Origin of the sequence: Mycobacterium bohemicum DSM 44277 (assembly GCF_001053185.1) — a bacterium.
Lineage (GTDB): Bacteria > Actinomycetota > Actinomycetes > Mycobacteriales > Mycobacteriaceae > Mycobacterium > Mycobacterium bohemicum.
The window spans coordinates 338,806-361,696 of record NZ_CSTD01000002.1 but is presented as its reverse complement, the minus strand read 5'-3'; the positions used below and the strand labels follow the sequence as shown (position 1 = coordinate 361,696).

22 protein-coding genes, 1 tRNA gene and 1 pseudogene are annotated in these 22,891 nt (G+C 70.7%); 9 read left to right on the top strand and 15 right to left on the bottom strand.

Annotation, left to right across the window (positions count from 1 at the left end):
- Positions 1-45: 45 nt before the first annotated feature.
- The 8 genes and pseudogenes from BN971_RS11805 to BN971_RS11770 all read right to left on the bottom strand — a co-directional run bounded on the left by BN971_RS11805 (position 46) and on the right by BN971_RS11770 (position 7,084).
- Positions 46-1,073 (bottom strand): annotated as a pseudogene (locus BN971_RS11805) (DUF6779 domain-containing protein).
- 145 nt (positions 1,074-1,218) lie between these two features.
- The gene (locus BN971_RS11800; RefSeq protein ID WP_085182815.1) at positions 1,219-1,695 is read right to left on the bottom strand and encodes a DUF3180 domain-containing protein; all 477 of its coding nucleotides are present in this window, start codon (positions 1,693-1,695) and stop codon (positions 1,219-1,221) included.
- Positions 1,695-2,234 (bottom strand): 2-amino-4-hydroxy-6-hydroxymethyldihydropteridine diphosphokinase, encoded by a 540-nt coding sequence (folK, locus tag BN971_RS11795; protein WP_085182816.1) that lies wholly within the window; start codon positions 2,232-2,234, stop codon positions 1,695-1,697. Before folK ends, BN971_RS11800 begins: the two co-directional genes overlap by 1 nt.
- The gene (gene folB / locus BN971_RS11790) at positions 2,231-2,632 is read right to left on the bottom strand and encodes a dihydroneopterin aldolase (RefSeq protein WP_085182817.1); all 402 of its coding nucleotides are present in this window, start codon (positions 2,630-2,632) and stop codon (positions 2,231-2,233) included. The genes folK and folB overlap by 4 nt, the downstream gene beginning before the upstream one ends.
- Positions 2,625-3,479: a dihydropteroate synthase gene (folP, locus tag BN971_RS11785; RefSeq protein ID WP_090350122.1), complete on the bottom strand. Its 855-nt coding sequence runs from the start codon at positions 3,477-3,479 to the stop codon at positions 2,625-2,627. Before folP ends, folB begins: the two co-directional genes overlap by 8 nt.
- Entirely contained in the window at positions 3,476-4,090 is a 615-nt protein-coding gene (gene folE, locus BN971_RS11780) for a GTP cyclohydrolase I FolE (RefSeq protein ID WP_085182819.1), read from the bottom strand. The genes folP and folE overlap by 4 nt, the downstream gene beginning before the upstream one ends.
- Positions 4,091-4,107: 17 nt before the next feature.
- On the bottom strand, positions 4,108-6,522 hold the full coding sequence (gene ftsH / locus BN971_RS11775) for an ATP-dependent zinc metalloprotease FtsH (RefSeq protein WP_085182820.1): 2,415 nt from the start codon (positions 6,520-6,522) through the stop codon (positions 4,108-4,110).
- A gap of 148 nt (positions 6,523-6,670) precedes the next feature.
- The gene (locus BN971_RS11770) at positions 6,671-7,084 is read right to left on the bottom strand and encodes a VOC family protein (RefSeq protein ID WP_085182821.1); all 414 of its coding nucleotides are present in this window, start codon (positions 7,082-7,084) and stop codon (positions 6,671-6,673) included.
- Positions 7,085-7,213: 129 nt separating this feature from the next.
- Between BN971_RS11770 and BN971_RS11765 the strand changes: the two genes are divergently transcribed.
- The 4 genes from BN971_RS11765 (at position 7,214) to BN971_RS11750 (ending at position 11,681) form a co-directional block, all read left to right on the top strand.
- Positions 7,214-8,182 carry an alpha/beta fold hydrolase gene (locus BN971_RS11765; protein WP_090350205.1) on the top strand — a complete coding sequence of 323 codons (969 nt, stop codon included), beginning with the start codon at positions 7,214-7,216 and terminating at the stop codon, positions 8,180-8,182.
- Entirely contained in the window at positions 8,179-9,369 is a 1,191-nt protein-coding gene (locus tag BN971_RS11760; RefSeq protein ID WP_085182823.1) for an LLM class flavin-dependent oxidoreductase, read from the top strand. The genes BN971_RS11765 and BN971_RS11760 overlap by 4 nt, the downstream gene beginning before the upstream one ends.
- Complete coding sequence (locus BN971_RS11755; RefSeq protein WP_085182824.1) at positions 9,369-10,382, top strand: zinc-binding dehydrogenase; 1,014 nt, start codon at positions 9,369-9,371, stop codon at positions 10,380-10,382. Before BN971_RS11760 ends, BN971_RS11755 begins: the two co-directional genes overlap by 1 nt.
- A 90-nt stretch (positions 10,383-10,472) precedes the next feature.
- Positions 10,473-11,681: an HNH endonuclease signature motif containing protein gene (locus tag BN971_RS11750; RefSeq protein WP_090350120.1), complete on the top strand. Its 1,209-nt coding sequence runs from the start codon at positions 10,473-10,475 to the stop codon at positions 11,679-11,681.
- A gap of 168 nt (positions 11,682-11,849) precedes the next feature.
- On the opposite strand, the gene hpt is transcribed toward BN971_RS11750, so the two are convergent.
- From hpt to dacB, 4 genes are read right to left on the bottom strand one after another with little or no spacing between them, the layout of a single operon-like run.
- Positions 11,850-12,461 (bottom strand): hypoxanthine phosphoribosyltransferase, encoded by a 612-nt coding sequence (gene hpt / locus BN971_RS11745; RefSeq protein ID WP_085182359.1) that lies wholly within the window; start codon positions 12,459-12,461, stop codon positions 11,850-11,852.
- A 50-nt stretch (positions 12,462-12,511) separates the two neighbouring features.
- Entirely contained in the window at positions 12,512-13,486 is a 975-nt protein-coding gene (tilS, locus tag BN971_RS11740) for a tRNA lysidine(34) synthetase TilS (protein WP_085182358.1), read from the bottom strand.
- Complete coding sequence (locus tag BN971_RS11735; RefSeq protein ID WP_085182369.1) at positions 13,465-14,517, bottom strand: zinc-dependent metalloprotease; 1,053 nt, start codon at positions 14,515-14,517, stop codon at positions 13,465-13,467. Before BN971_RS11735 ends, tilS begins: the two co-directional genes overlap by 22 nt.
- Positions 14,514-15,899 (bottom strand): D-alanyl-D-alanine carboxypeptidase/D-alanyl-D-alanine endopeptidase, encoded by a 1,386-nt coding sequence (gene dacB, locus BN971_RS11730; RefSeq protein ID WP_090350119.1) that lies wholly within the window; start codon positions 15,897-15,899, stop codon positions 14,514-14,516. Before dacB ends, BN971_RS11735 begins: the two co-directional genes overlap by 4 nt.
- Before the next feature lie 108 nt (positions 15,900-16,007).
- Between dacB and BN971_RS11725 the strand changes: the two genes are divergently transcribed.
- Complete coding sequence (locus BN971_RS11725) at positions 16,008-16,496, top strand: inorganic diphosphatase (RefSeq protein WP_085182356.1); 489 nt, start codon at positions 16,008-16,010, stop codon at positions 16,494-16,496.
- On the opposite strand, the gene BN971_RS11720 is transcribed toward BN971_RS11725, so the two are convergent.
- Positions 16,477-17,571 carry a DUF475 domain-containing protein gene (locus BN971_RS11720; RefSeq protein ID WP_085182355.1) on the bottom strand — a complete coding sequence of 365 codons (1,095 nt, stop codon included), beginning with the start codon at positions 17,569-17,571 and terminating at the stop codon, positions 16,477-16,479. The genes BN971_RS11725 and BN971_RS11720 overlap by 20 nt on opposite strands.
- Positions 17,572-17,751: 180 nt before the next feature.
- Here BN971_RS11720 and BN971_RS11715 point away from each other — a divergent pair, with 180 nt between their 5' ends.
- The 3 genes from BN971_RS11715 to BN971_RS11705 are packed head-to-tail and all read left to right on the top strand — an operon-like array spanning position 17,752 to position 20,023.
- The gene (locus BN971_RS11715; RefSeq protein WP_245836983.1) at positions 17,752-18,966 is read left to right on the top strand and encodes a hypothetical protein; all 1,215 of its coding nucleotides are present in this window, start codon (positions 17,752-17,754) and stop codon (positions 18,964-18,966) included.
- Positions 18,967-18,983: 17 nt separating this feature from the next.
- Complete coding sequence (locus BN971_RS11710) at positions 18,984-19,685, top strand: glycosyltransferase family 2 protein (RefSeq protein WP_085182353.1); 702 nt, start codon at positions 18,984-18,986, stop codon at positions 19,683-19,685.
- On the top strand, positions 19,682-20,023 hold the full coding sequence (locus BN971_RS11705; RefSeq protein ID WP_085182352.1) for a DUF2304 domain-containing protein: 342 nt from the start codon (positions 19,682-19,684) through the stop codon (positions 20,021-20,023). The genes BN971_RS11710 and BN971_RS11705 overlap by 4 nt, the downstream gene beginning before the upstream one ends.
- Here the strand turns inward: BN971_RS11705 and BN971_RS11700 are convergent.
- A complete protein-coding gene (locus tag BN971_RS11700) occupies positions 20,020-20,964 on the bottom strand; it encodes a GDP-mannose 4,6-dehydratase (RefSeq protein WP_085182351.1) in 945 nt (314 codons plus the stop codon). The genes BN971_RS11705 and BN971_RS11700 overlap by 4 nt on opposite strands.
- On the opposite strand from BN971_RS11700, the gene BN971_RS11695 reads away from it, so the two are divergent.
- Positions 20,930-22,738 carry a hypothetical protein gene (locus BN971_RS11695; protein WP_090350117.1) on the top strand — a complete coding sequence of 603 codons (1,809 nt, stop codon included), beginning with the start codon at positions 20,930-20,932 and terminating at the stop codon, positions 22,736-22,738. The two genes, BN971_RS11700 and BN971_RS11695, sit on opposite strands and share 35 nt — an antisense overlap.
- Before the next feature lie 52 nt (positions 22,739-22,790).
- Here the strand turns inward: BN971_RS11695 and BN971_RS11690 are convergent.
- Positions 22,791-22,866: transfer RNA gene (locus BN971_RS11690), tRNA-Thr, on the bottom strand.
- Positions 22,867-22,891 lie beyond the last annotated feature (25 nt).

Below are 22,891 nucleotides of genomic sequence, written 5' to 3'. Positions count from 1 at the left end.
GACGGTCACTGAAAACTGTAGTCGATCGGTCCCTGAAGAGGGGCGTCAGCTCTCGCGGCGACGCCGCCGTCCGCCCCCGGAAGGCTGCACCTGAAGCCGCGCCAATAGCTCAGCCACCGACTGCCCACCGGTTTCCGACGCCCCCTCCGAGCCTTCCGCGCCGTCGGCGCCGCGGTGCCGGGGCGCAGGTGGTGGGGCCGCGCCCAGTTGCTGTCGGGCGCACCCGGCGGCAACCAGAGGCCGGTCGTGGGCGCCGGCTGCCAGCCCTGCATCTGCGGTTGCCGTTCCGGCGCGGGCGGGGGCGGCTCGTGGCGCGGTTCGAATCTCGGCTCGGGCTCGGGCGGGGCAACGTATGCGGCGGGCTCCTGAGGCCAGCCCGGCGCATAGCGGACACGCTCCCGGGCCGGTGGCTGCTGGCGGGGCGGCAGCAGCGGTTCCTCGGGCACGTCGATGATGGCCGTTTCGTCGCTGCGGCCCGGCGCGTTGTCCCGGTGCACCGACTCGGCGGACGAGGTGACCCGGTCGCTGGACACCCAGTCGGCGGGCGCCGTGTGGGGGCGCTCGCCGTTTCGTTCCCATTCGCTGTACGCGCGCTCGGCCGGTGGTTCGGTGTCGAAGGTCTCCAGCGCGGGGCGTTCCTGCAGATCGGTGTCGAACAGAATCTCCAGGCTGGTCCGCAACGAGTTCAGCTCCGCCCGCAGCGCGGCCAGGTCGTCGGCGGCCTGGGCGCGCAGTTCGGAGGCCAGCTCGCGGCGCAGCTGCGACTCGACGGTGAGCTCGTACTCCCTGCGGGCCGAGATCTCCCGGTCCAGCTGCAGGTCGTAGACGAGCTTGAGGTCGCGGACGCGGGCCTGGTCCGCGTCGCTCTGCCGGCGGTAGAGGACCGACACGAAGGCGCCGGCAACCGCGGCCCACAGCGCCAGGATCACGGCGAGCTTGAGAAGTTCCACCCGATCGGTGAAAACCAGCGCGGAACTGGCGCAGATTGCGAGCACCAGCAACGCCGTCAAGAGCACCCAGCCCGGCCTGCGGCCGCCGCGCCGAACCCGGGCGCCGCGGGACAGAACGGTCATGGCCTGACTGTACCTGTGCGAGGTCAATCCGCGTGTCGCGCCGGTTCGGCGATTCTCGCAGCACTCCCCGGAAACGCCGCACGCCTCCGAGGGGCCTCGAAAACCGTCGGGCCCGCGCCCGCGCCCGCAACGCCCCCGGGGGCCGCTAGGTTTCTGCGCCCTCGGGGTGCTCGGTGGGGTCCGGCGGGGATTTGCAGCAGTGTTGCAGCCACAGCGCGGCGACGACCAGCGCCAGCGCGCTCACGGCCGCCACCGTCGTGCCGCCCGTGTCCTCGGCCGCGGCGCGCAGCCAGGACCGCCGCGGCAGGAAGTACACCAGCAACCCCACCCACCAACCGAGCATCAGCGCACCCACCCAGGCCGAGGCCTTGGCGACCACGAGGCTGCGCGCCACCGCGAGCGGGTGCAGCCAGCCGGGACCGAGGCCGATTTCGCCGTCGCTGATCTTGGCCCGCACGTGACGTGCCCACAGGGCCTCCCCGACGGCCACCGCCAGCAGCGACAGCCCCGTCCAGAACGTGATCGGCGGAAACCAGCGGTACAGCGCGGTCACCAGCAGGTAGCCGATCACCGCCGCCGCGACCACCGCGGCCGTCAGGTCGCGCTTCCTGGTCGGCCCCATCAGTCGTCCGGTTTCAGTGCCAACGTGAGTTTTGCGGGGCGGACACCGTCGCGGTCGGCGGGGTCCAGCTCGGCGAGCAGGCCGGCGACCGGGCGCGGACCGCCGGCGACGGTCAGCCGGGCGTCGGGGTCGATGTCAAGCCACGGCACCAACACGAAGGCGCGCAGGTGGGCCAGCGGGTGCGGCAACGTGAGGTTGTTCTCGCGTGACGTGACTTCGACCTCGCCGGCCGGGCCGGTCTCGTAACAGGCGATCAGGTCGACGTCGAGCGTGCGCGGCCCCCACTTCTGGCCGCGCACCCGCCCCGCGGCGCGCTCGAACGCCTGCGCCCGGCGCAACCAACCCTGCCCGTCGCACGCCGGGTCGTCGGCGATGAGCACCGCGTTGAGGAACGGCGCCTGGTCCACCCGGCCCCACGGGTCCGTCTCGTACACCGGCGAGACTTTGAGCACCGCGCCACCGAGGCCGTCGACCACCGACTGCAGGCGGGTCAGCCGGTCGCCGAGGTTGGACCCGATCGACAGCACCACGCGCGTCATAGCGCCCCGCCCGCGGGGATGACCGACCCGCGCCCGCCGCGGCGCGACCGCCGGGTCACCACCGCGACGTCGTCGAATCGGTGCGGTATCGGGGCCTGTGGCTTGTGCACGGTCACCTCGACCGCGTGCACGCGGCGGTCGGCCATGACCTTGTCGGCGATTTCCCCGCCGACCCCCTCGATCAGGTTGCGCGCGGGCCCGGCGACGACGTCGGCCGCCAGCTGGGCCAGGGCGGCGTAGTCGTAGGTGTCGGCAAGGTCGTCGCTCGCGGCGGCGTCGGCCAGGTCGATCCACACGGTGATATCGACGACGAAGTCCTGCCCGTCGACGCGCTCGTGCTCGAACACCCCGTGCCGGCCGCGCATCGTCAAGCCGCGCAGCTCGATTCGATCAGCCATCGTCGCCGGCCGTTTCGGTCCGGGTCTCGGGCCGGGTCCAGGCCCCGACGACCTTGAGGGCGTCGACCGACGCCCGCACGTCGTGCACGCGCACCCCCCAAGCCCCGTGCAGGGCGGCCAGCGCCGAGATCACCGCCGTCGCCGTCTCCCGTCCGTCGGGCGGGCGGGGCGATCCGTCGGGCCCGGCCAGCAGCGTGCCGAGGAACCGCTTGCGCGACGCACCCAGCAGCACCGGGATCCCGGTCTCGACCAGCTGCGGCAGGGCGTGCAGCAGCGCCCAGTTGTCGCGGCCCGTCTTGGCGAATCCGAGCCCGGGGTCGATCACCAGGTTGGCCGGGTCGACACCGGCGGCCACCGCGTCGTCGACGCCCGCCAGCAGCTCGGCGCGGACTTCGGCCACCACGTCGTGGTAGCGGGGCGCCCGGTGCGGCCGGTCGGAAAGCACCGGGCGCCAGTGCATGAGGACCCACCCGACGCCGGCCTCGGCCACCAGCGGCGCCATCGCCGGGTCGGCGCGGCCGCCGGACACGTCGTTGACGATCCCCGCCCCGCTCTCCAGCGCCGCCCGCGCCACATCGGCGTGCATGGTGTCGATACTCACGGTAATGCCTTGGGCGGCAAGGTCTTTGACGACGGGAACGACGCGCGACGCCTCCACCCGGGCGTCGATCCGCGCGGCACCGGGCCGGGTGGACTCCCCGCCGACGTCGACGATTCCCGCGCCCTCGGCCGCCAGCGCCAGGCCGTGCGCGACGGCGTCGTCGGCATCGAGATAGCGGCCGCCGTCGGAGAACGAGTCGTTCGTGACGTTCAGAACACCCATTACCTGCACAGGCGCCGGACTCACTTACGCAGGATGAGATCGAGCGCTTCGGCTCGGGACGCGGCGCTGGTCTTGAACTGACCGCGCACCGCCGACGTCGTGGTGGTGGCGCCGGGTTTGCGGACGCCGCGCATCGCCATGCACAGGTGCTCGGCCTCGATCACGACGATGACGCCGCGCGGATCGAGCTTCTTCACCAGGGCATCCGCGATCTGGCTGGTGAGGCGCTCCTGCACCTGAGGCCGCTTGGCGTACAGGTCGACCAGCCGGGCGATCTTCGACAGTCCGGTCACCCTGCCGTCCGTGCCGGGGATGTAGCCGACGTGCGCCACCCCGTGGAACGAAACCAGGTGATGCTCGCAGGTCGAATACAGCGGGATCTCCTTGACCAGCACCAACTCGTCGTGCTGCTCGTCGAACATGGTGTTCAGCACGGCGTCGGGATCGGTGTACAAACCGGCGAACACCTCCCGGTAGGCGCGCGCGACGCGGGCCGGGGTCTCCCGCAGGCCGTCCCGGTTTGGATCCTCGCCGATCGCCTCGAGCAGCTCGCGGACCGCGGCCTCGGCGCGGTCCTGGTCGAACACCCTGGCCGGCGGGGTCGCGGTGTCCGGCTCCCAACTCGGTAAGGCCATCGAATCCTCCAGTTCGGTCAGCCGTGGGCCGGCGGGTTGGACCGGCTCACGTCTTCGTCCTGCTGATCGGAAGATTTTCCGGCATTCGGCGCGGGCTGGCCAGGTGGCGGATACGGCGGATAGGGCGGATACGACGGCTGAGCCGGACCCGGGTAGCCCGGCTGCGGCCACGGGGGCTGCTGCTGGTAGGGACCCTGCTGCCGGTGCGGCTGTTGCCCCGGCTGCGGCGAATATTGCGGTGGGTATTGCGGCGCATAGTGCGGCGGGCGCCAACCGGGCTCTTGCTCCTGGGGCGGCCATCCCGGCGCCCGCCAGCCGGCGGGGGCGCCGTAGTCCGGCTGCGTCGCGCCGTGCGGAACGCCCTGGCGAGCTTCTTGGTGATTCCCGTGGCCGTGGGAACCGTTGCCGCCGTTGGAGTTTCGTTCGGCTTCGGCCCGCGCGGCCTCGGCGGCCTGGCTCGCGCGCGCGATGGCCGCCTTGAAGGCCGGCTCCTGGACGGGCGGGGGCCACGGCTCGCCGCGCTCCATGGCCAGCTCGCCCGGGGTCTTGATGGGGGGCTTGTCGGAGGGGATGCGGCCGCCGAAGTCGTCGAACATGGTGAGCCGGGGCCGCTTCTCGACGTCGGCGAAGATGCCTACCAGCTCGGGGCGGTGCAGGGTTTCCTTCTCCAGCAGCTCACCGGCCAGGGTGTCGAGGACGTCGCGGTATTCGGTGAGGATCTCCCAGGCCTCGGTGTGCGCCGCCTCGATCAGCTTGCGCACCTCGTCGTCGATGTCGCGGGCGACCTCGTGCGAGTAGTCCGCCTGCGTGCCCATGGTCCGGCCCAGGAACGGGTCGCCGTGCTCGGTGCCGTACTTCACGGCGCCGAGCTTGGAGCTCATGCCGAACTCGGTGACCATCGCCCGCGCGATCTTGGTCGCCTGTTCGATGTCCGACACCGCGCCCGTGGTGGGCTCGCGGAAGACCAGTTCCTCGGCGGCGCGCCCGCCCATCGCGAACACCAGCTGGGCGATCATCTCCGAACGGGTGCGCAGGCCCTTGTCCTCCTCGGGCACCGCGACGGCGTGGCCGCCCGTGCGGCCGCGGGCCAGGATCGTCACCTTGTAGATCGGCTCGATGTCCGGCATCGCCCACGCCGCCAGGGTGTGGCCACCCTCGTGGTAGGCGGTGATCTTCTTCTCCTGCTCGCTGATGATCCGGCCCTTGCGGCGCGGGCCGCCGATCACCCGGTCCACCGCCTCCTCCAGCGCGGCGCTGGTGATGACGGTGCCGTTCTCGCGGGCGGTCAGCAGCGCCGCCTCGTTGATCACGTTGGCCAGGTCGGCTCCGGTCATGCCGACCGTGCGCTTGGCCAGCCCGTCCAGGTCGGCGTCCGGCGCGATCGGCTTGCCCTTGGAGTGCACCGCCAGGACCGCGCGCCGGCCCGCCAGGTCCGGGTTGGACACAGGGATCTGCCGGTCGAATCGGCCGGGCCGCAGCAGCGCCGGGTCCAGGATGTCGGGCCGGTTGGTGGCGGCGATGAGGATGACGCCGGCCCGCGGGTCGAAGCCGTCCATCTCGACCAGCAGCTGGTTCAGCGTCTGCTCGCGCTCGTCGTGGCCGCCGCCCAGGCCCGCGCCGCGCTGGCGGCCGACCGCGTCGATCTCGTCGACGAAGATGATGCACGGGTTGTTCTGCTTGGCCTGCTCGAAGAGGTCCCGCACGCGGGAGGCGCCGACGCCGACGAACATCTCGACGAAGTCCGAGCCTGAAATCGTGAAGAACGGAACCCCGGCCTCACCGGCGACGGCGCGGGCCAGCAACGTCTTGCCCGTTCCGGGCGGCCCGTAGAGCAGCACGCCCTTGGGGATCTTGGCGCCCAGCGCCTGGTAGCGGCCCGGGTTCTGCAGGAAGTCCTTGATCTCGTAGAGCTCCTCGACCGCCTCGTCCACACCCGCGACGTCGGCGAACGTGGTCTTGGGCATGTCCTTGGACAGCTGCTTGGCCCGCGACTTGCCGAACCCGAAGCCCATCCGGGCGCCGCCCTGCATCCGGGAGAACATGACGAAAAGGCCGACCAGCAACAGCAGCGGCAACACGTACACCAGCAGCTCGCCCAGGATGCTGCCCTGGTTGACGACGGTGTTGACCTTGGCGTTCTTTGCGCTCAGCGCGTTGAACAGGTCGACGGCGTACCCGCTGGGGAACTTGGTGATGACCTTGTCGGAGTTGTCGGTGTCGTTGTTGGGCTTCTTCAGGGTCAACCGCAGCTGCTGCTCGCGGTCGTCGATCTGCGCGCTCTTGACGTTGTCGCCGTTGATCTGGGCCATCGCCACGGAGGTGTCCACGGGCTTGAAGCCCCGGGTGTCATCGCTGAAGTAGAAGAACGACCAGCCGAGCACCACCACCACGGCGATCGCCGTCAGCGTGCGGATCAAGTTTTTTCGGTTCATCGATCATCGGCCGTGCAGGCCAGGTTCCTTCCCGATACACAGCTGGAAAAGTCCAGGCTACCGCCTGCTCCGGGAGAGCCGGAGCGCAGCGGGTCGCCACCTGCCTAACGACCGACGGTTCCCATGCCGCGCCGGCGATCGGGCCGGCTCATTCGTAATAGCGCGCTTCGAGCACGTTGCCGTCGGGATCGGCGAAATAGAAGGCCTCCGGCGCCCACCCCCGGGCGCCGAAGCTGCTGTTCCTCCGGGCGCCGGTATCGACGCCTTCGGCCCGCAGACGCCGATCCAGCGCGTCGAACTCGGCTTTGGACAGCGCCAGACACAGGTGGTTGACCCGGTTGCCCGCGACGCCTTCGCCGTCGGCGAACGTCCCCGCACCGTGGGCCGTCTTCATGGGCATCAGGTCGATGATGGATTCCTCGCACACCCGCACGCTCGGGAACGGCGCCTCGCCGGCCTCGAACTCTTTGAGGCGCAGCGGGGTCAGGCCGACCACCCGGGAGTAGAAATCGACGGCCGCCCTCGCGTCCTTCGTCCACAGGACGACGTGGTCCATCCGCATCCTTGCACCACCTCGCCTTCACCGCCGTTTCCATGATGCGCGGCAACGACCACGATATCGCCGAAATCCACGCCATTGCGATCTCGCCGGACCCTTCTCAGCCGGGGCCCGTTGTGATTTGGTGTGACGGTGCCCCCTTCAACCGAACGGTTAGTCGACACCAATGGCGTGCGGCTGCGGGTGACCGAAGCCGGAGAGCGCGGCGCCCCCGTCGTCGTCCTCGCCCACGGCTTTCCCGAATTGGCCTACTCGTGGCGACACCAGATCCCCGTCCTGGCCGAGGCCGGATACCACGTCCTCGCGCCCGACCAACGCGGCTACGGCGGCTCGTCGCGCCCGGATGCGATCGAGGCGTACAACATCCACGAGCTGACGGCCGATCTGGTGGGGCTGCTCGACGACGTCGGCGCCGAGCGGGCCGTCTGGATCGGGCACGACTGGGGGGCGCCCGTGGTGTGGCACGCCCCGCTCCTGCACCCCGACCGGGTCGCGGCGGTCGCCGCGCTCAGCGTGCCGGCGCTGCCCCGCGCGAAAGTGCCTCCGACGCAGGCATTCCAGAAGTTGTTCGGGGAGAACTTTTTTTACATGCTCTATTTCCAGGAGCCCGGCGTTGCCGACGCGGAGCTCAATGCCGATCCCGCCCGCACCCTGCGTCTGATGATGGGCGGCCTGCGGTTGTCCGGCGACGGGGCCGCGGCGATGCGCATGGTTGCGCCCGGTCCCGAGGGATTCCTCGATCGCCTGTCGGAGCCCGACGAGCTGCCCGAGTGGATCAGCCAGGCCGAGCTCGAACACTACGTCGACGAATTCAGCCGCACGGGTTTCACGGGTGGGCTCAACTGGTATCGCAACCTCGACCGCAACTGGGAGACCACCGCCGAGCTCACCGACGCCAAAATTGCTGTGCCGTCGCTCTTTATGGCCGGGACCGCCGACCCGGTGTCGGGCTTCACCCGCGCCGACCGCGCCGCGGAGGTGATCTCCGGCCCGTATCGGCAGGTGATGATCGACGGCGCCGGACACTGGCTGCAGCAGGAGCGCCCGGACGAGGTGAATGCGCTCTTGCTGGAGTTCCTCAACGGATTGGAGCTGCGATGACCCCGCCCCTGCGTTTCGGCGTCTTCGTCACGCCGTTTCATCCGACCGGTCAATCCCCCACCGTCGCCTTGGAATACGACCTGGAGCGGGTTGTCGCGCTGGATCGCCTCGGTTTCGACGAGGCCTGGTTCGGCGAGCACCACTCGGGTGGCTACGAACTGATCGCCTGCCCGGAGGTCTTCATCGCCGTCGCCGCGGAGCGAACCAAGCACATCCGGTTGGGCACCGGTGTGGTCTCGCTGCCCTACCACCATCCGCTCATGGTGGCCGACCGCTGGGTGCTGCTGGACCACCTGACCCGCGGTCGGGTCATGTTCGGCACGGGCCCCGGGGCCCTGCCGTCCGACGCGTACATGATGGGCATCGACCCGGTCGAGCAGCGGCGGATGATGCAGGAGTCGCTCGAGGCGATCCTGGCGCTGTTCCGCGCCGCGCCCAGCGAGCGGATCGACCGGCACTCCGACTGGTTCACCCTGCGGGACGCGCAGCTGCACATCCGCCCGTATACCTGGCCATACCCCGAAATATCCACCGCGGCAATGATTTCCCCGTCGGGACCGCGGCTGGCCGGGTCGCTGGGCACCTCGCTGCTGTCGCTGTCGATGTCGGTCCCCGGCGGGTACGCCGCCCTGGAGACCACCTGGGACGTGGTGCGCGAGCAGGCCGCCAAGGTCGGCCGCGACGAACCCGACCGTGCCGACTGGCGGGTGCTGAGCATCATGCACATCGCCGACACCCGCGAGCAGGCGATCAACGACTGCACCTACGGCCTGCAGGATTTTGCCGACTACTTCGGGGCGGCAGGCTTCGTCCCGCTGTCGAATTCCGTCGACGGCGCCACCCAAACTCCCTACGAATTCGTCGAAGACTATGCGGCCAAGGGTAATTGCTGCATCGGCACGCCCGACGACGCGATCGCGCACATCGAAGACCTGCTCGAACGCTCCGGCGGCTTCGGCACGCTGTTGATGCTCGGGCACGACTGGGCCTCGCCCGAAGCGACACACCATTGCTATGAGCTGATGGCGCGCAAGGTCATTCCACACTTCAAGGGTCAGCTCGAGGCGTCGCGCGCGTCGCACGACTGGGCCAAGGGCCGGCGCGACCAGTTGATCGGCCGCGCCGGAGAGGCCGTGATCAAAGCCATCACCGAACACGTCGCCGAACAGTCCGGCGGGAGCAACTGATGCGCGCCGCGGTCCTGCGCGACGGCCGCATGGTGTATCGCGATGACGTGCCCGAGCCGGTGCCCGGACCGGGCCAGGTTCTGGTCGACGTGCGCGCGTGCGGAATCTGCGGTTCCGACCTGCATTTCGCCGCCCACGGCGACGAGGTGATGTCGATGACGGCCCGGGTCGCCGGCGGCGGCGGGGGCATGACCGTCGATCTGGGCAGCGACGTCTTCATGGGTCACGAGTTCAGCGCCGCAGTGCTCGAGGCCGGACCCGATACGCAGGCCCCGGCGCCGGGAACACTGGTCACGTCGATTCCGGTGTTGCTGTCCGCCAAGGGTGTCGAGCCGATCGTCTACAGCAACAGCACGATGGGCGGCTACGCCGAACGGATGCTGCTCGCGGCGCCGCTGCTGCTGCCCATCCCGAACGGGCTCGACTTCAGGCATGCCGCCCTGACCGAACCCATGGCGGTGGGCTTGCATGCCGTCAACAAGTCCAACGTTGCACCGGGCGAGACCGCCCTGGTGTTGGGGTGCGGCCCGATCGGCATCGCGATCATCGCCGCCCTGAAGCTTCGTGGCGTGGAAACCATTGTGGCCGCTGACTTCTCACCCAAGCGCCGCGAGCTGGCCGCAACCATGGGCGCTCATCGGACACTGGATGCCGCCCAGGGCTCGCCGTTCGACAGCGTCAAACCCGCGGTGGTGTTCGAGGCGGTCGGGGTGCCCGGCATCATCGACGACGTGCTGTTGCGGGCGCGGCCGGGCACCCGGCTGGTGGTCGCCGGGGTGTGCATGCAGGCCGACACCGTGCACCCGTTCTTCGCGATCGCCAAAGAGATCAACGTGCAGTTCGTGCTGGCCTACAACCCGGAGGAGTTCGGCGAGTCGCTGCGCGCGCTGGCCGAGGGCGACATCGACGTCACCCCGCTGATCACCGGGGAGGTCGGGCTGGAGGGAGTCGGGCAGGCATTCGACGACCTCGCCGACCCCGAGCGGCACTGCAAGATCCTCGTCACGCCCTAGGCCGGCTGCGCGTGACCGCAATCCGTGGCGGGCGACGGGCCCTTGTCGGGTGGTCCGTTTCTTGTCGGTGGTCGGTGTGATGATGCGGGCATGTCTTCGTCGACCGCATCTACTGCCGCTGTGGGGGTGAGCCCCAGCGAGCGTCTGGAGGTGTTGTTTCAGGAGTTGGCGCAGTTGTGCGGTCAGCGCAATGCGATTGACGGGCGCATCGTGGAGATCGTGGCCGAGATCGACCGCGACCAACTGTGCGGGATGACCGGGGCCCGGTCGGTGCCGGCGCTGGTGGCGTGGAAGACCGGCTGTTCACCGGCCAACGCCCACACGATCACCGCCGTCGCCGGCCGGCGCGAGGAGTTCCCGCGCTGCATCGACCTTCTGCGGGAGGGCCGGGTGTCGCTGGATCAGCTCGGGGTGATCGCCGCGCGCGCCGGGCAGGGCTCCGATGAGCATTACGCGCAGCTGGCCCCCTATGCGACGGTCACGCAGTTGCGCACCGCGGTCAACCTCGAACCGCGATCCGAACCCGACCCTTCGCCAAAACCACAGCCGTCGCTGACCAAGACCAGCACCCAGGCGGGCAGCTGCTATCGGATCACCCTGGACCCCCTGGACGCCGCGACATTCGACGCCGCGCTGGCCTCGCATCGCGAGGCGCTGATCGCCGACTGGAAGCGCGATCACGGTGACGGTGCGGACCCCTGCGATCAGCGGCCCCCGTATCCGGGCAGCCTCGAGGCCTTCGTGCGCCTGATCGAGGCCGGATGGGACGCCGAGGCCGCGCGCCGGCCCCACGGGCAGCACACCACCGTGGTGGTGCACCTCGACGTCGAGCAGCGCGCCGCCGCCCTGCATCTGGGTCCACTGCTCACCGACGCCGAACGCCGCTACCTGACCTGTGATGCCACCGCCGAGGTCTGGCTTGAACGTCACGGCCAGCCCATTGGCGCCGGGCGGACCACCCGGCTGATCAACCGCCGCCTTCGCCGCGCCCTGGAACACCGCGACCGCGCGTGCGTCGTCCCCGGGTGCGGCGCCACCCGGGGGCTGCACGCCCATCACCTGCGGCACTGGGAAGACGGCGGCCCCACCGAACTAGCCAACCTCGTCCTGGTCTGCCCCCCCCACCATCGGCTGCACCCCCGCGGCCTGCTCACCCTCACCGGACCCGCCGACGCCCTCACCGTCACCGACGGCGCCGGCCAACCGCTGCGCCCGGGATCGTTGGCCCGCCCACCCAGCGAACCCCCGCCCGCCGTGCCGCCCTGCCCGGGACCCACCGGCGAACGCGCCCAATGGTGATGGTACCAACCCTTCCAACCCCAACCACCGCCGCCACCCAACTAGCTCCGGTGACCGGTGCCGGTGACGGCCGACACCGGATCGAACCCGAACCACGCTGCGGCATAAGGAAATTCGACTACAGGCCCTTCGCAGCCGGGGTGGTCGGGGCACCCGGGGACCAGCGCGCTACTGCTGATAGACCCTGGGGTCCAGGGTGCCGATGTACGACAGGTCGCGGTAGCGCTCGTCGTAGTCCAGGCCGTAGCCCACGACGAAGTCGTTGGGAATGTCGAAGCCCACGAAGGCGATGTCGACGTTGGCGCCCCTCGCGTCGGGCTTGCGCAGCAGCGTGCATACCCGCAAAGAGCGGGGGTGCCGGCTGGTCAGGTTCCGCAGCAACCACGACAAGGTCAGGCCGGAGTCGACGACGTCCTCGACGATCAGCACGTCGCGTCCCTCGATGTCGCGGTCGAGGTCCTTCAGGATCCGGACGACGCCGGACGACGACGTTGACGTGCCGTAGGAGCTGACGGCCATGAACTCGAACTGCGTCGGCAGCGGTATGGCGCGGGCCAGGTCGGTGACGAAGATCACGGCGCCCTTGAGCACCGTGATCAGCAGCAGGTCCTGACCGGTCTCGACCGCGGAGTCGTGGTAGTGGGTGCCGATTTCCTCGCCCAGCTCGGCGATGCGGGCCTGGATCCGCTCCTCGGTGAGCAGCACCGACTTGATGTCACCCGGGTACAGCTCCACGGCTCTAGCGGAACCGGTCGCCGACGGGATCTGGGCCACGCCCACAGCGTGCCACGCCGACGGGCGAAGAACCAACGGCAGCCCCGAAATTGACGCTATCCGCCCGCACCGCGAACCGGCTCCCGCCACAGCGTGAGGACGCCGTCGCGCCGGCCCGCGATCAACCGCTCGGCGCGCAACGGCGACCCGACCGCCACCCCGCCCTGCCCACGCCACGCGGTCACCAGCGCGTCGACGCCGCGGATCTGCTTGTCGGTCAGGCCCGTCGCGCCACCGGCCAGCAGCCAGCCGCGAATCACGCGGCGACGAACCGGGCCTGCCAGCGCCGCCAGCGCGTCGGCTTGCAGCCCCGAGTCGACCCTGATCCCGGGCAGCGCCCGCGCGGCCAGCGCGTCGATCAGCTCGGTGTCCTCGCGCAGCGCGGTCGCGGTGCGGGCCAGCGCCTCGGCCACCCCGCCGCCCAGGACGTCCTCCAGCAGCGGCAGCACCTCCAGGCGCAGCCGCGCCCGGGTGAAACGGCGGTCGGAATTGTGCGGGTCGGACCACGCGGTCAGCCCGAGTTCCTGGCAGGCGGCGTGGGTGACGGCGCGTCGCACGCCCAACAGCGGCCGGCACCACGGCGAATCGTGCGGCCGCATCCCGGCGATCGAACGCACCCCGGACCCGCGGCCCAGACCCAGCAACACGGTCTCGGCCTGGTCGTCGAGCGTATGGCCCAGCAGCACCGGGCCGTCGCGGTAGGCGCCCAGGGCGGCATAGCGGGCGGCGCGCGCCGCCGCCTCGGGGCCGCCCTCATTGCCCACCCGCACGCAAACCACCCGAGCGTCGACGCAGCCCAGGGAAATCGCTTGGCCCCGTGCGGTTTCGGCGACCGCGGACGAATCGGGCTGCAGGCCGTGGTCCACGATCAGCGCGGTGGTGGGCCGCAGCCCGGCCGCGACCGCGGTGAGCGCCAGCGAATCCGGGCCGCCGGACAGCGCCACGCACCACCGTTCGGCGGAGGGGACGTGGGTCGTGGCGAACGACTCGACAGCTTTGCGCAGCTGCCCTACAGCACCCTGTCGATCCATCGCTGGGGTTCTTCGATCTCGGCGGGCAGCGGCAGCGTCTCGGGACCCGACCAGACAGTGTTGAACCGCTGCATCCCGACCCGGCCGACGACGTGGTCGACGAACGCCTTGCCGCGGGTGTACTGGCTCAGCTTGGCGTCCAGCCCCAGCAGGGCGCGCAGCAGCCGCTGCAGCGGGGGTTGCTTGCGGTGACGACGCTCGTCGAACCGCCGGCGGATGGTGGCCACCGACGGCACCACCCTGGGCCCGACCGCGTCCATGACGTGGTCGGCGTGGCCCTCGAGCAGCGTGCCGAGCACCAGCAGCCGGTCCAGGGCGTGGCGCTGCGGCTCGGACTGCACCGCGCGCACCAGGCCCAGGATTCCCGACGAGCTGCCGTCCTCCGCGGGCGGCTGGGCGCCGCGGCTGCGGACGTACTCCGCGAGCCGGGTCGCGACCTTGCCGACGTCCTCCCCCGCGTCACGGGTCAGCAGCCCCAGCGCCTCCGACATGTAGCCGGTCAGCCACCGGTTGGCGGTGAACTGCACCCGGTGCGTCACCTCGTGCAGGCACACCCACAACCGGAAGTCGGACGGGTCCACCCGGAGCTGGCGCTCGACGGCGATCACGTTGGGATAGACCAGCAGCAGGCAGCCCTCCCTCGCGGCGGCGAAGGGGTCGTACTGGCCGAGGATGCCCGAGGACACGAAGGCCAGCACGGCTCCCGTCTGCGCTCCGGTCAGGCGGCCGGTCAGGTACCCCTTGGGCTTTTCACTTCCGTTCATCATCAGCCGCATCGACTCGGCCGCCGCGCCGATCCACTCCGGGCGATCGACGATGCGGGCCGCGGGCACCGCACCCTCGGTGACCAGCCCGGTGACGTCGCGCACCGGGGGTTCGGCCTGGGCGGACGCGGCCGTCAGCTCGTCGATCGCCTGGCGGCGGGTGTAGTCGCTGGACGGCGGTCCGGGGCGGGCCAGCCGCTGGCCTACGGTGGCGGCGAAGCGCCAGTCGACGGCGGTCCCCAGGGTCAACTCCGACGGCGGCGTCATGCGCACCCGCATGACCACAGCCTGGTGGCCAGGGCGTCCATGGCGTTGCGGCCGTTCGGACCGGCGTCGTTGGACAGGAACGCGAAGGTGAGCACCCGGCCGCTGCGGTCGGTGAGCACACCCGCCAGGGCGTTCGTGGCGGTCAGCGAGCCCGTCTTGGCGCGCAACCAGCCCGCCGGGCCCTGATTGGTGGCCGCATCGAGGAAGCGGTCGGCCAGGGTGCCGCTGCCGCCGGCGATCGGCAGCAGGTCGAGCAGCGCCCGCAGCGCCGGCTGGTCCGGGCCCGCGGCCGCCTGCACCACGCCGTCGAGCGTCTTGGCGGTCAGGCGGTCGTCCACCGAGAGCCCACTGGAGTCCAGCAGCGCGGCGCCGGTGAGGTCGACGTGTGCGGTGGACAACCGGTTGGCGACCGCGTCGGCCGCGCCGGCGAAGCTCTGCGGCCGGTTGATCGCCGCCGCCACCTCGCGGGCGATGCACTCGGCCATCACGTTGTCGGAGTGGTCCATCATCTCGCCCAGCCGCTGCACCAGCGGCGCCGACTGCACGACCGCCAGCTGCCGCGCGCCCGACGGCGCCTTGGCGATGGTCACCGCGCCGGGATCGAGCCCCAGCGCCTTGGCCAGCTCCCGTCCGGCGTCCAGCGCCGGCGTACGGGACCGCCGCGAGTTGACCGTGGACGGCTGGATGCGCCCGGCGTCGATCATCACCGACTCGATCGGCGCGATGTCACCGTTGTCGACGTCGGCCGGATCCCAGCCCTGGGCCATCGTGGGACCGCTGAACGCGGACGTGTCCACCTGCACGGCGGTCGGCGTCATACCGCTGCGGCGGACCTGTTCGACGAGGTCGCTGATCCGCGCCGAACCCTTGTACCAGGTGTCCACGCCCGGCGGCGCCGCCGACAACGCCGGGTCGCCCGCGCCGACCAGCACGACCGGGCCCTGGGCGTTCTGGCTGCCGGCCACCACCCGCGTGCTGATCCGGGCCTGGTGGTCGAGGGTCAACAGGGCCGCGGCGGCGGTCAGCACCTTGTTGGTCGACGCCGGGATCTGTGGCAGGTCGTCCGCGACCTGCCACAGCTCTTTGCCGGTCATCGCGTCGGTCACGCGACCGCCCAGCCGGCCCAGGTTGGGATCGGCCGCCACGGCCGCCAGCGCGGCCGCCACGCCACCGGGGCTAGCCATTTCGGCGGTGTCGCTGACCGGCACGACTCCCGGCTTGAGCGTCGGCGCGTGCGGCGGCGGTATCGGCGCCCGGGCACCACCGGAGTTATGGCCACCGGTGGTGAAGAACACCGCCGCCGCCACCACCGCAGCCACGAACGCCAGAACGGCCAACCCGATGAACACCTGGGTGGATTTCCGCCGGCGAGTAGGACCCATCACTCTCCTGAATGTTTGAACCCCATTCTGCCGAAGGATCCACGATGCGCTTGACTAGGGTGTAACAGAGCAAAGTTGACCTAGCTAACCCGAAAAGGAGCCGACGCGGTGGAATTCGACGTGACCATCGAGATCCCGAAAGGCCAGCGGAACAAGTACGAGGTCGATCACGAGACCGGGCGCCTGCGCCTGGACCGCTACCTGTACACCGCGATGGCCTACCCCACTGACTACGGGTTCATCGAGGACACCCTCGGTGAGGACGGCGACCCGCTGGACGCGATGGTCCTGCTGCCGCAGTCGGTGTTCCCCGGCGTCATCGTGGAAGCGCGCCCGGTGGGCATGTTCCGGATGACCGACGAGAAGGGCGGCGACGACAAGGTGCTGTGCGTACCGGCCGGCGACCATCGCTGGGACCACATCCAGGACATCGGCGACGTTCCGGAGTACGAACTGGAAGCGATCAAGCACTTCTTCGTGCACTACAAGGACCTCGAGCCCGGCAAGTTCGTCAAGGCGGCCGACTGGGTAGGCAGGGCGGACGCCGAAGCCGAGATTCAGCGCTCGGTGGACCGGTTCAAGGCCGGGGCGCACTAGCGGCGGCCGCGGCGCGCCGGTTGCGCAGCACGCTCCAGCCCAGCGCCGCCGCGATGAAAACCACCCCGACGGACGCAGTGACGGCCTCGGGGACCTGGTAACGCGGTTCGATGGAAACCAGCATGATCACCGCCAGCACGCCGATCGCCCAGTGCGCCCCGTGCTCCAGGTACACGTACCGGTCCAGCGCCTCCTGCTGCACCAGGTAGATCGTGATCGACCGGACGAACATCGAGCCGATGAGCCCGAGGCCGAGCGCGATGAGGATCGGGTCCGAGGTGATCGCGAAGGCGCCGGTGACCCCGTCGAAGGAGAAGGCGGCGTCGAGCACCTCGAGATAGAGGAACAGCATCAGCCCGGCCTTGCCGACGGCCTGGCCCGCCCCGTTCCCCGACGCCTGAGCGACGTCCGACGGCCGAAACGCGCGGCTCAACCCGTTGACCACAAGGTAGGTGACCAGCCCCAGCAGGCCGGCGGTGAGCACCGTCGCGCGCTCCTCGGTGGAATGCGTCAGCCGCGTCGCGACCACCATGAGCACCACGCCGACCACGGCCACCGACACGTGACCCAGCCGGCCGATGCGCGCGAACGGGATCTCGATCCACTTGAGCCACTTGATGTCTCGGTCGTAGAAGACGAAGTCGAGGAACAGCATCAGCAGGAAGACCCCGCCGAACGCAGCGATCTGCGGGTGCGCGGCCACGAGCAGCTTCTCGTAGCTGGGCGACCCGTCCGGGAATTCGGCGGCGCCGTTCGGCGGCGGGTGCAGCGCCAAATCCATCGCGCGCAGCGGGGCCAGCCCCGCGGTCACCCACACGATGACCAACGGGAACAGCAACCGCATCCCGAATACCGCGACGAGGATCCCCACGGTCAGGAACATCTGCCGCCAGAACGGGCTCATCCGCTGCAGCACCGCGGCATTGATGATGGCGTTGTCGAACGACAGCGAAACCTCGAGCACGGCCAGGACCACCAACAGGAAGAGGTCCTTGACGCCGCCCAGGGCGTACCCGGCGGCGAGGGCGCCGGCGGTGACGATCAGCGACACCCCGAAGGTGCGAAACGCAGCCATGGATCCTTCCCCGACAGCCGCCGACGATAGCGAACCGACCCGCGTGCGCGGGGCCTCGGAGCCGACGCACCTACTATTTTCAAATGTGACGACGCTGGCGGTGCACCGGGGCAGTCGGACGGAAGCGCCGTCCGGGTGACCGAGGTCGGAGCCTCCAGGGGGCCGGTCGCCCGCGGCAGCATGGCCCGGGTCGGCGCCGCGACCGCGTTGACCGCCCTGTGCGGCTACGCGGTGATCTACCTGGCGGCCCGGGACCTGGCCCCGAGCGGCTTTTCCATCTTCGGGGTTTTCTGGGGCGCTTTCGGTCTGGTCACCGGCGCCGCCAACGGCCTGTTGCAGGAAACCACCCGGGAGGTCCGCTCGACGCGGTATGTCACCGACGTGGCGGCCACGGGACGCACCCAGCCCATGCGGGTGGCCGCGCTGATCGGCGTGGCGGCCGCGGTCGCGATCGGCGGCAGCTCGCCGCTGTGGAGCGGCCGGGTGTTCGTCGAGTCGCGCTGGTTGTCGGTGGCGCTGCTCAGCGTCGGGCTGGCCGGCTTCTGCCTGCACGCCACCCTGCTGGGCATGCTGGCCGGCACCGACCAGTGGTCGAGGTACGGCGGGTTGATGGTGACCGACGCGGTGACCCGGGTGGCGGTCGCGGCGGCGACGTTCGTCCTCGGCTGGGGCCTGGTCGGATTCCTGTGGGCCACGGTCGGCGGGGCGGCGGCCTGGCTGATCATGCTGGTGGCCTCGCCCGCCGCGCGGGCCACCGCCCGCCTGCCGACACCCGGCGGACCCGCGACGTTCCTGCGCGGCGCCGCCCACTCGGTCACCGCCGCCGGCGCCAGCGCGATCCTGGTGATGGGCTTTCCGGTGCTGCTGAAGCTGACCAGCGCGCAACTGGGCGCCGAGGGCGGCGTCGTCATCCTGGCCGTCACCCTGACCCGCGCGCCGCTGCTGGTGCCGCTGACGGCCATGCAGGGCAACCTCATCGCCCACTTCGTCGACGCGCGCGGCGACCGGGTCCGGGCGCTGCTGGCGCCCGCGGGAATCATCGCCGGCATCGGCGCGATCGGCGTGCTGGCGGCCGGCCTGGTGGGCCCGTGGCTGCTGCGGGTGGCGTTCGGGCCGCAGTACCAGGCCGGCGGCGCCCTGCTGGCGTGGCTGACGGCGGCCGCGCTGGCGATCGCGATGCTGACCCTGACCGGCGCCGCCGCCGTCGCCGCCGCGCTGCACCGCGCGTACTCGCTGGGGTGGGTGGGCGCCACCGTCGCCTCGGGCCTGTTGCTGGCGTTGCCGCTGCCGCTGCAGACGCGCACCGTCATCGCGCTGCTGTGCGGTCCCCTGGTGGGTATCGGCGTCCATCTGCTGGCGCTGTCGCGCGCCGGGCGCCTATCCGGCCGATCCTGACTAACCTGGTGGGCTAAATGGCCACAGACATTGATCACCGCGGGGTCTGGATCGTCATTCCCGCCTACAACGAAGCCTCCGTCATCGGCGAGGTGATCGCCGACCTGCGGGCGGCCTTCGACCACGTCGTCTGCGTGGACGACGGCAGCACCGACGGCACCGGCGAGATCGCCCGGCGGGCCGGCGCGCACCTGGTGCGCCATCCGGTCAACCTCGGCCAGGGCGCGGCCATCCAGACCGGGGTCGAGTACGCGCGCAGGCAGCCCGGCGCGCGGGTGTTCGCCACGTTCGACGCCGACGGCCAGCACCGCGTCAAGGACGTGGCCGCGATGATCGAGCGGCTCGCCGCCGGCGACGTGGACATCGTCATCGGGACCCGGTTCGGCGGCGGGGAGACCAGCCGCCCGCCGCTGGTGAAGCGGCTCGTGCTGCAGACGGCCGCGCGCCTGAGCCCGCGCGGCCGCCGACTCGGCCTGACCGACACCAACAACGGCCTGCGGGTCTTCAACAAGAAGGTCGCCGACGGCCTCAACATCACCATGAGCGGCATGAGCCACGCCAACGAATTCATCGCGCTGATCGCCGAAAACGATTGGCGGGTGGCCGAATACCCGGTCGAGGTGCTCTACACCGAATACTCGAGGTCCAAGGGCCAGCCACTGCTCAACGGCGTCAACATCATCTTCGACGGGCTGCTGCGAGGAAGGATTCACCGATGAACTGGATCCAGGTGCTGCTGATCGCCTCGATCGTCGCCCTGCTCGTCTATCTGCTGCGCTCCCGCCGGAACGCGCGGTCGCGGGCCTGGGTGAAGGTGGGCTACATCGTGTTCGTGCTGGCCGGCGTCTATGCCGTGCTGCGGCCCGACGACACCACCGTGGTCGCGCACTGGTTCGGCGTGCGCCGCGGCACCGACCTGATGCTCTACGCGCTGATCATGGCGTTCAGTTTCACCACGCTGAGCACCTACATGCGGTTCAAGGACCTGGAGCTGCGCTATGCGAGGCTCGCGCGGGCCGTGGCGCTGGAGACCGCGCTGGCGCCCGAGGGGCCCTAGCCCGTCCGGGCGTGCCGGAAGTACTCGACGGTGCGCCGTATCCCCTCGTCCAGCTGCACTCGCGGGTTCCAACCCAAAACCCTTGCGGCCAAACGGATGTCGAGGCAGGAACGTTTGAGGTCGCCCAGGCGATCCGGATGGAACTCGGGGTCGTCGGGGCCCCCGACGGCCGCGGCGACCGCCGAATGCAGCTGCCGGTCCGAGGTTTCGACCCCCGTGCCGATGTTGAACCGCATCCCGCCGCCGGCGTCGCCCGCGGCCCTGACGAACGCGTCGACGACGTCGTCGACGAAGACGTAGTCGCGCGTCTTGGTGCCGTCGCCGAACACCTTCGTCGGCTTACCGGCCAGCAGCGCCTGCGCGAAGATCGCCACCACACCGGCCTCACCGTGCGGGTCCTGGCGCGGGCCGTAGACGTTGGCGGGCGCGATGTGCGAGCAGTCCAGCCCGTAGAGGTGGCGGAACGTGTTGAGGTAGATCTCGCCCGCGACCTTGCCCGCCGCATACGGCGACGCCGGGTCGGTCCGCACGGTTTCGGGGGTCGGGTAGTGCGGCGGGGTGCCGTAGATCGAGCCGCCCGACGACGTGTGCACGACCTTGCGGACCTGGGCGCGGCGGGCCGCCTCGGCCAGCCGCACGGTGCCGATGACGTTGACCGACGCGTCGAACTGGGGGTCGGCCACGGACTGCCGGACATCGATCTGCGCGGCGAGGTGGAACACCACCTCCGGCCGGTGCTCGGCGAGGATTCCGCCCAGGTCGGCATCGACGATGTCGGCCTCGACGAAGACGAGCGACGGGTCGTCGGCCAGGTGCTCGAGGTTGGTCGCGCGCCCGGTGGCGAAGTTGTCCAGGCCCACCACCGTGTGGCCGTCGGCCACCAGGCGGTCGACTAGCGTCGAGCCGATGAATCCGGCTGCCCCGGTTACCAGTGCGCGCACCGGCCCACCATACCTAGCCGTGGCCGCGGCCCTGCTCGTCGCGGCGCAGCTGGGGGTGCGCGCGGCGCTCGCCTTCGGCGGCTACTTCTATTGGGACGACCTGATTCTCATCGGCAAGGCCGGCACCCACCCCCTGCTGTCGCCGTCGTACCTGTTCGACGATCACGACGGGCACGTGATGCCCGGCGCCTTCCTGCTCGCCGGCGCCATCATCCGGCTGGCGCCGCTGGACTGGACGTGGCCCGCGATCAGCCTGCTGGTGCTGCAGCTGCCAGCGTCGCTGGCCCTGCTGCGCGCGTTGCACGTCATCCTGGGCTGGCGGCCGGTGATGCTGATTCCCCTGACGTTCGCGCTGTTCACCCCGCTTGCCGTGCCGGGGTTCGCGTGGTGGGCGGCGGCGCTGAACTCGCTGCCGATGCTGGCGGCGCTGGCCTGGGTCTGCGCCGACGCGGTACTTCTGCTGCGCACGGGGAACCGGCGCTACGCGGTGACCGGCACGCTGGCGTACCTCGGGGGGCTGCTGTTCTTCGAGAAGGCCGCGGTGATTCCGTTCGTCGCCTTCGCGATGGCCGCCCTGCTGGGGCACGTGCGGGGGGATCGCGCCGCCGTGGCGACCGCGTGGCGGGACGGCAGGCGGCTGTGGATTCCGGCGCTGGCGCTGACCCTCGGCTGGGTCGCGGTCTACCTAGCGGTGGTCAATCAGCGGCGGTGGAGCTTCGACCTGGCGATGACCGGCGACCTGCTCTGGCGATCGATCACGCACGGCATCGTGCCGGCTCTGGCCGGCGGGCCGTGGCACTGGGACCGCTGGGCTCCGGCGTCGCCGTGGGCCACGCCCCCGCCCGCGGTGATGGCGCTCGGCTGGCTGGTGCTCGCCGGTGCGCTGGCGGTGTCGTTGGCGCGCAAGGAACGCATCGGTGCGGTGTGGCTGACCGCGGCCGGTTACGCCGTCGCCTGCCAGGTGCCGATCTACCTCATGCGCTCGTCGAAGCAGACCGCGCTGGAACTCGCCCAGACCCTGCGGTATCTGCCCGACCTGGCCATCGTGCTGGCGCTATTGGCCGCCGTCGCGTTGAGCGCCCCGAACCGCCCGGCCGGCCCGCGGTGGCTGTCGGCCTCGCCGAAGCGCGGCGCGACGACGCTCGCCCTGGCGGCGCTGTTCGTGGCCAGCAGCCTGTACTCGACGGCGACCTTCCTGACCAGTTGGCGCGACGACCCCGCCCGGGCCTACCTGCACAACGCCCGGGCCGCTCTGGCCGCCGCGCGCGCGGCGTCGAGCGCCCCGCTGCTGGACCAGGAGGTGGACCCGCTGGTGTTGCAGCGGGTGGCCGCGCCGGAGAACCTGGCCAGCCACATGTTCGGCCTGCTCCGCGACCGTCCCGAATTCGCCTCGGCGACAACGCAATTGCGGATGTTCGACAGCTCGGGGCGGTTGATCCCCGCGCGGGTGACGTGGCTCCGCACCATCGTGCCCGGTCCGATGCCGCGCTGCGGGTACTTCGCGCAGCCCGACCACCCGGCGCGGTTGATCCTCGACGGTCCGCTGCTGCCCGCCGACTGGACCGTCGAACTGAACTACCTGGCCAACAGCGACGGGTCGATGACGTTGTCGCTGACTCAGGGGCCCGAGGTCAAGGTGCCGGTGCGGCCGGGCCTCAACCGCGTCTTCGTCCGATTGCCGGGCGCCGGCGACGCGATCACCGTCCGCGCCAACACGATTGCGCTGTCGTTGTGCCTGGCGTCGGGGCCGGTAGGGCTGCTGGCGCCGGCTTGACCGTCCGGCGCCCGCCGAGTGTGCGGCTGGCTTCACGCTCGGCGGAGGGAATTGGAGCCGCCTGGGGGAATCGAACCCCCGACCTATTCATTACGAGTGAATCGCTCTACCGACTGAGCTAAGGCGGCACGGCGGCACGAGTCTACGGCAGGC

Excerpts from the sequence above, each read along its gene's own strand:
- BN971_RS11750 (WP_090350120.1), top strand. The coding sequence starts at position 10,473 with ATGTCTTCGTCGACCGCATCTACTGCCGCTGTGGGGGTGAGCCCCAGC.
- BN971_RS11755 (WP_085182824.1), top strand. The coding sequence starts at position 9,369 with ATGCGCGCCGCGGTCCTGCGCGACGGCCGCATGGTGTATCGCGATGAC.
- folK (WP_085182816.1), bottom strand. The coding sequence starts at position 2,234 with ATGACGCGCGTGGTGCTGTCGATCGGGTCCAACCTCGGCGACCGGCTG.
- tilS (WP_085182358.1), bottom strand. The coding sequence starts at position 13,486 with ATGGATCGACAGGGTGCTGTAGGGCAGCTGCGCAAAGCTGTCGAGTCG.
- folB (WP_085182817.1), bottom strand. The coding sequence starts at position 2,632 with ATGGCTGATCGAATCGAGCTGCGCGGCTTGACGATGCGCGGCCGGCAC.
- BN971_RS11720 (WP_085182355.1), bottom strand. The coding sequence starts at position 17,571 with ATGGCTGCGTTTCGCACCTTCGGGGTGTCGCTGATCGTCACCGCCGGC.
- folE (WP_085182819.1), bottom strand. The coding sequence starts at position 4,090 with ATGGCCTTACCGAGTTGGGAGCCGGACACCGCGACCCCGCCGGCCAGG.
- ftsH (WP_085182820.1), bottom strand. The coding sequence starts at position 6,522 with ATGAACCGAAAAAACTTGATCCGCACGCTGACGGCGATCGCCGTGGTG.
- BN971_RS11735 (WP_085182369.1), bottom strand. The coding sequence starts at position 14,517 with ATGACGCCGCCGTCGGAGTTGACCCTGGGGACCGCCGTCGACTGGCGC.
- BN971_RS11710 (WP_085182353.1), top strand. The coding sequence starts at position 18,984 with ATGGCCACAGACATTGATCACCGCGGGGTCTGGATCGTCATTCCCGCC.
- BN971_RS11760 (WP_085182823.1), top strand. The coding sequence starts at position 8,179 with ATGACCCCGCCCCTGCGTTTCGGCGTCTTCGTCACGCCGTTTCATCCG.
- BN971_RS11800 (WP_085182815.1), bottom strand. The coding sequence starts at position 1,695 with ATGGGGCCGACCAGGAAGCGCGACCTGACGGCCGCGGTGGTCGCGGCG.
- BN971_RS11770 (WP_085182821.1), bottom strand. The coding sequence starts at position 7,084 with ATGCGGATGGACCACGTCGTCCTGTGGACGAAGGACGCGAGGGCGGCC.
- BN971_RS11695 (WP_090350117.1), top strand. The coding sequence starts at position 20,930 with ATGAATCCGGCTGCCCCGGTTACCAGTGCGCGCACCGGCCCACCATAC.
- dacB (WP_090350119.1), bottom strand. The coding sequence starts at position 15,899 with ATGGGTCCTACTCGCCGGCGGAAATCCACCCAGGTGTTCATCGGGTTG.
- BN971_RS11705 (WP_085182352.1), top strand. The coding sequence starts at position 19,682 with ATGAACTGGATCCAGGTGCTGCTGATCGCCTCGATCGTCGCCCTGCTC.
- BN971_RS11715 (WP_245836983.1), top strand. The coding sequence starts at position 17,752 with ATGGCCCGGGTCGGCGCCGCGACCGCGTTGACCGCCCTGTGCGGCTAC.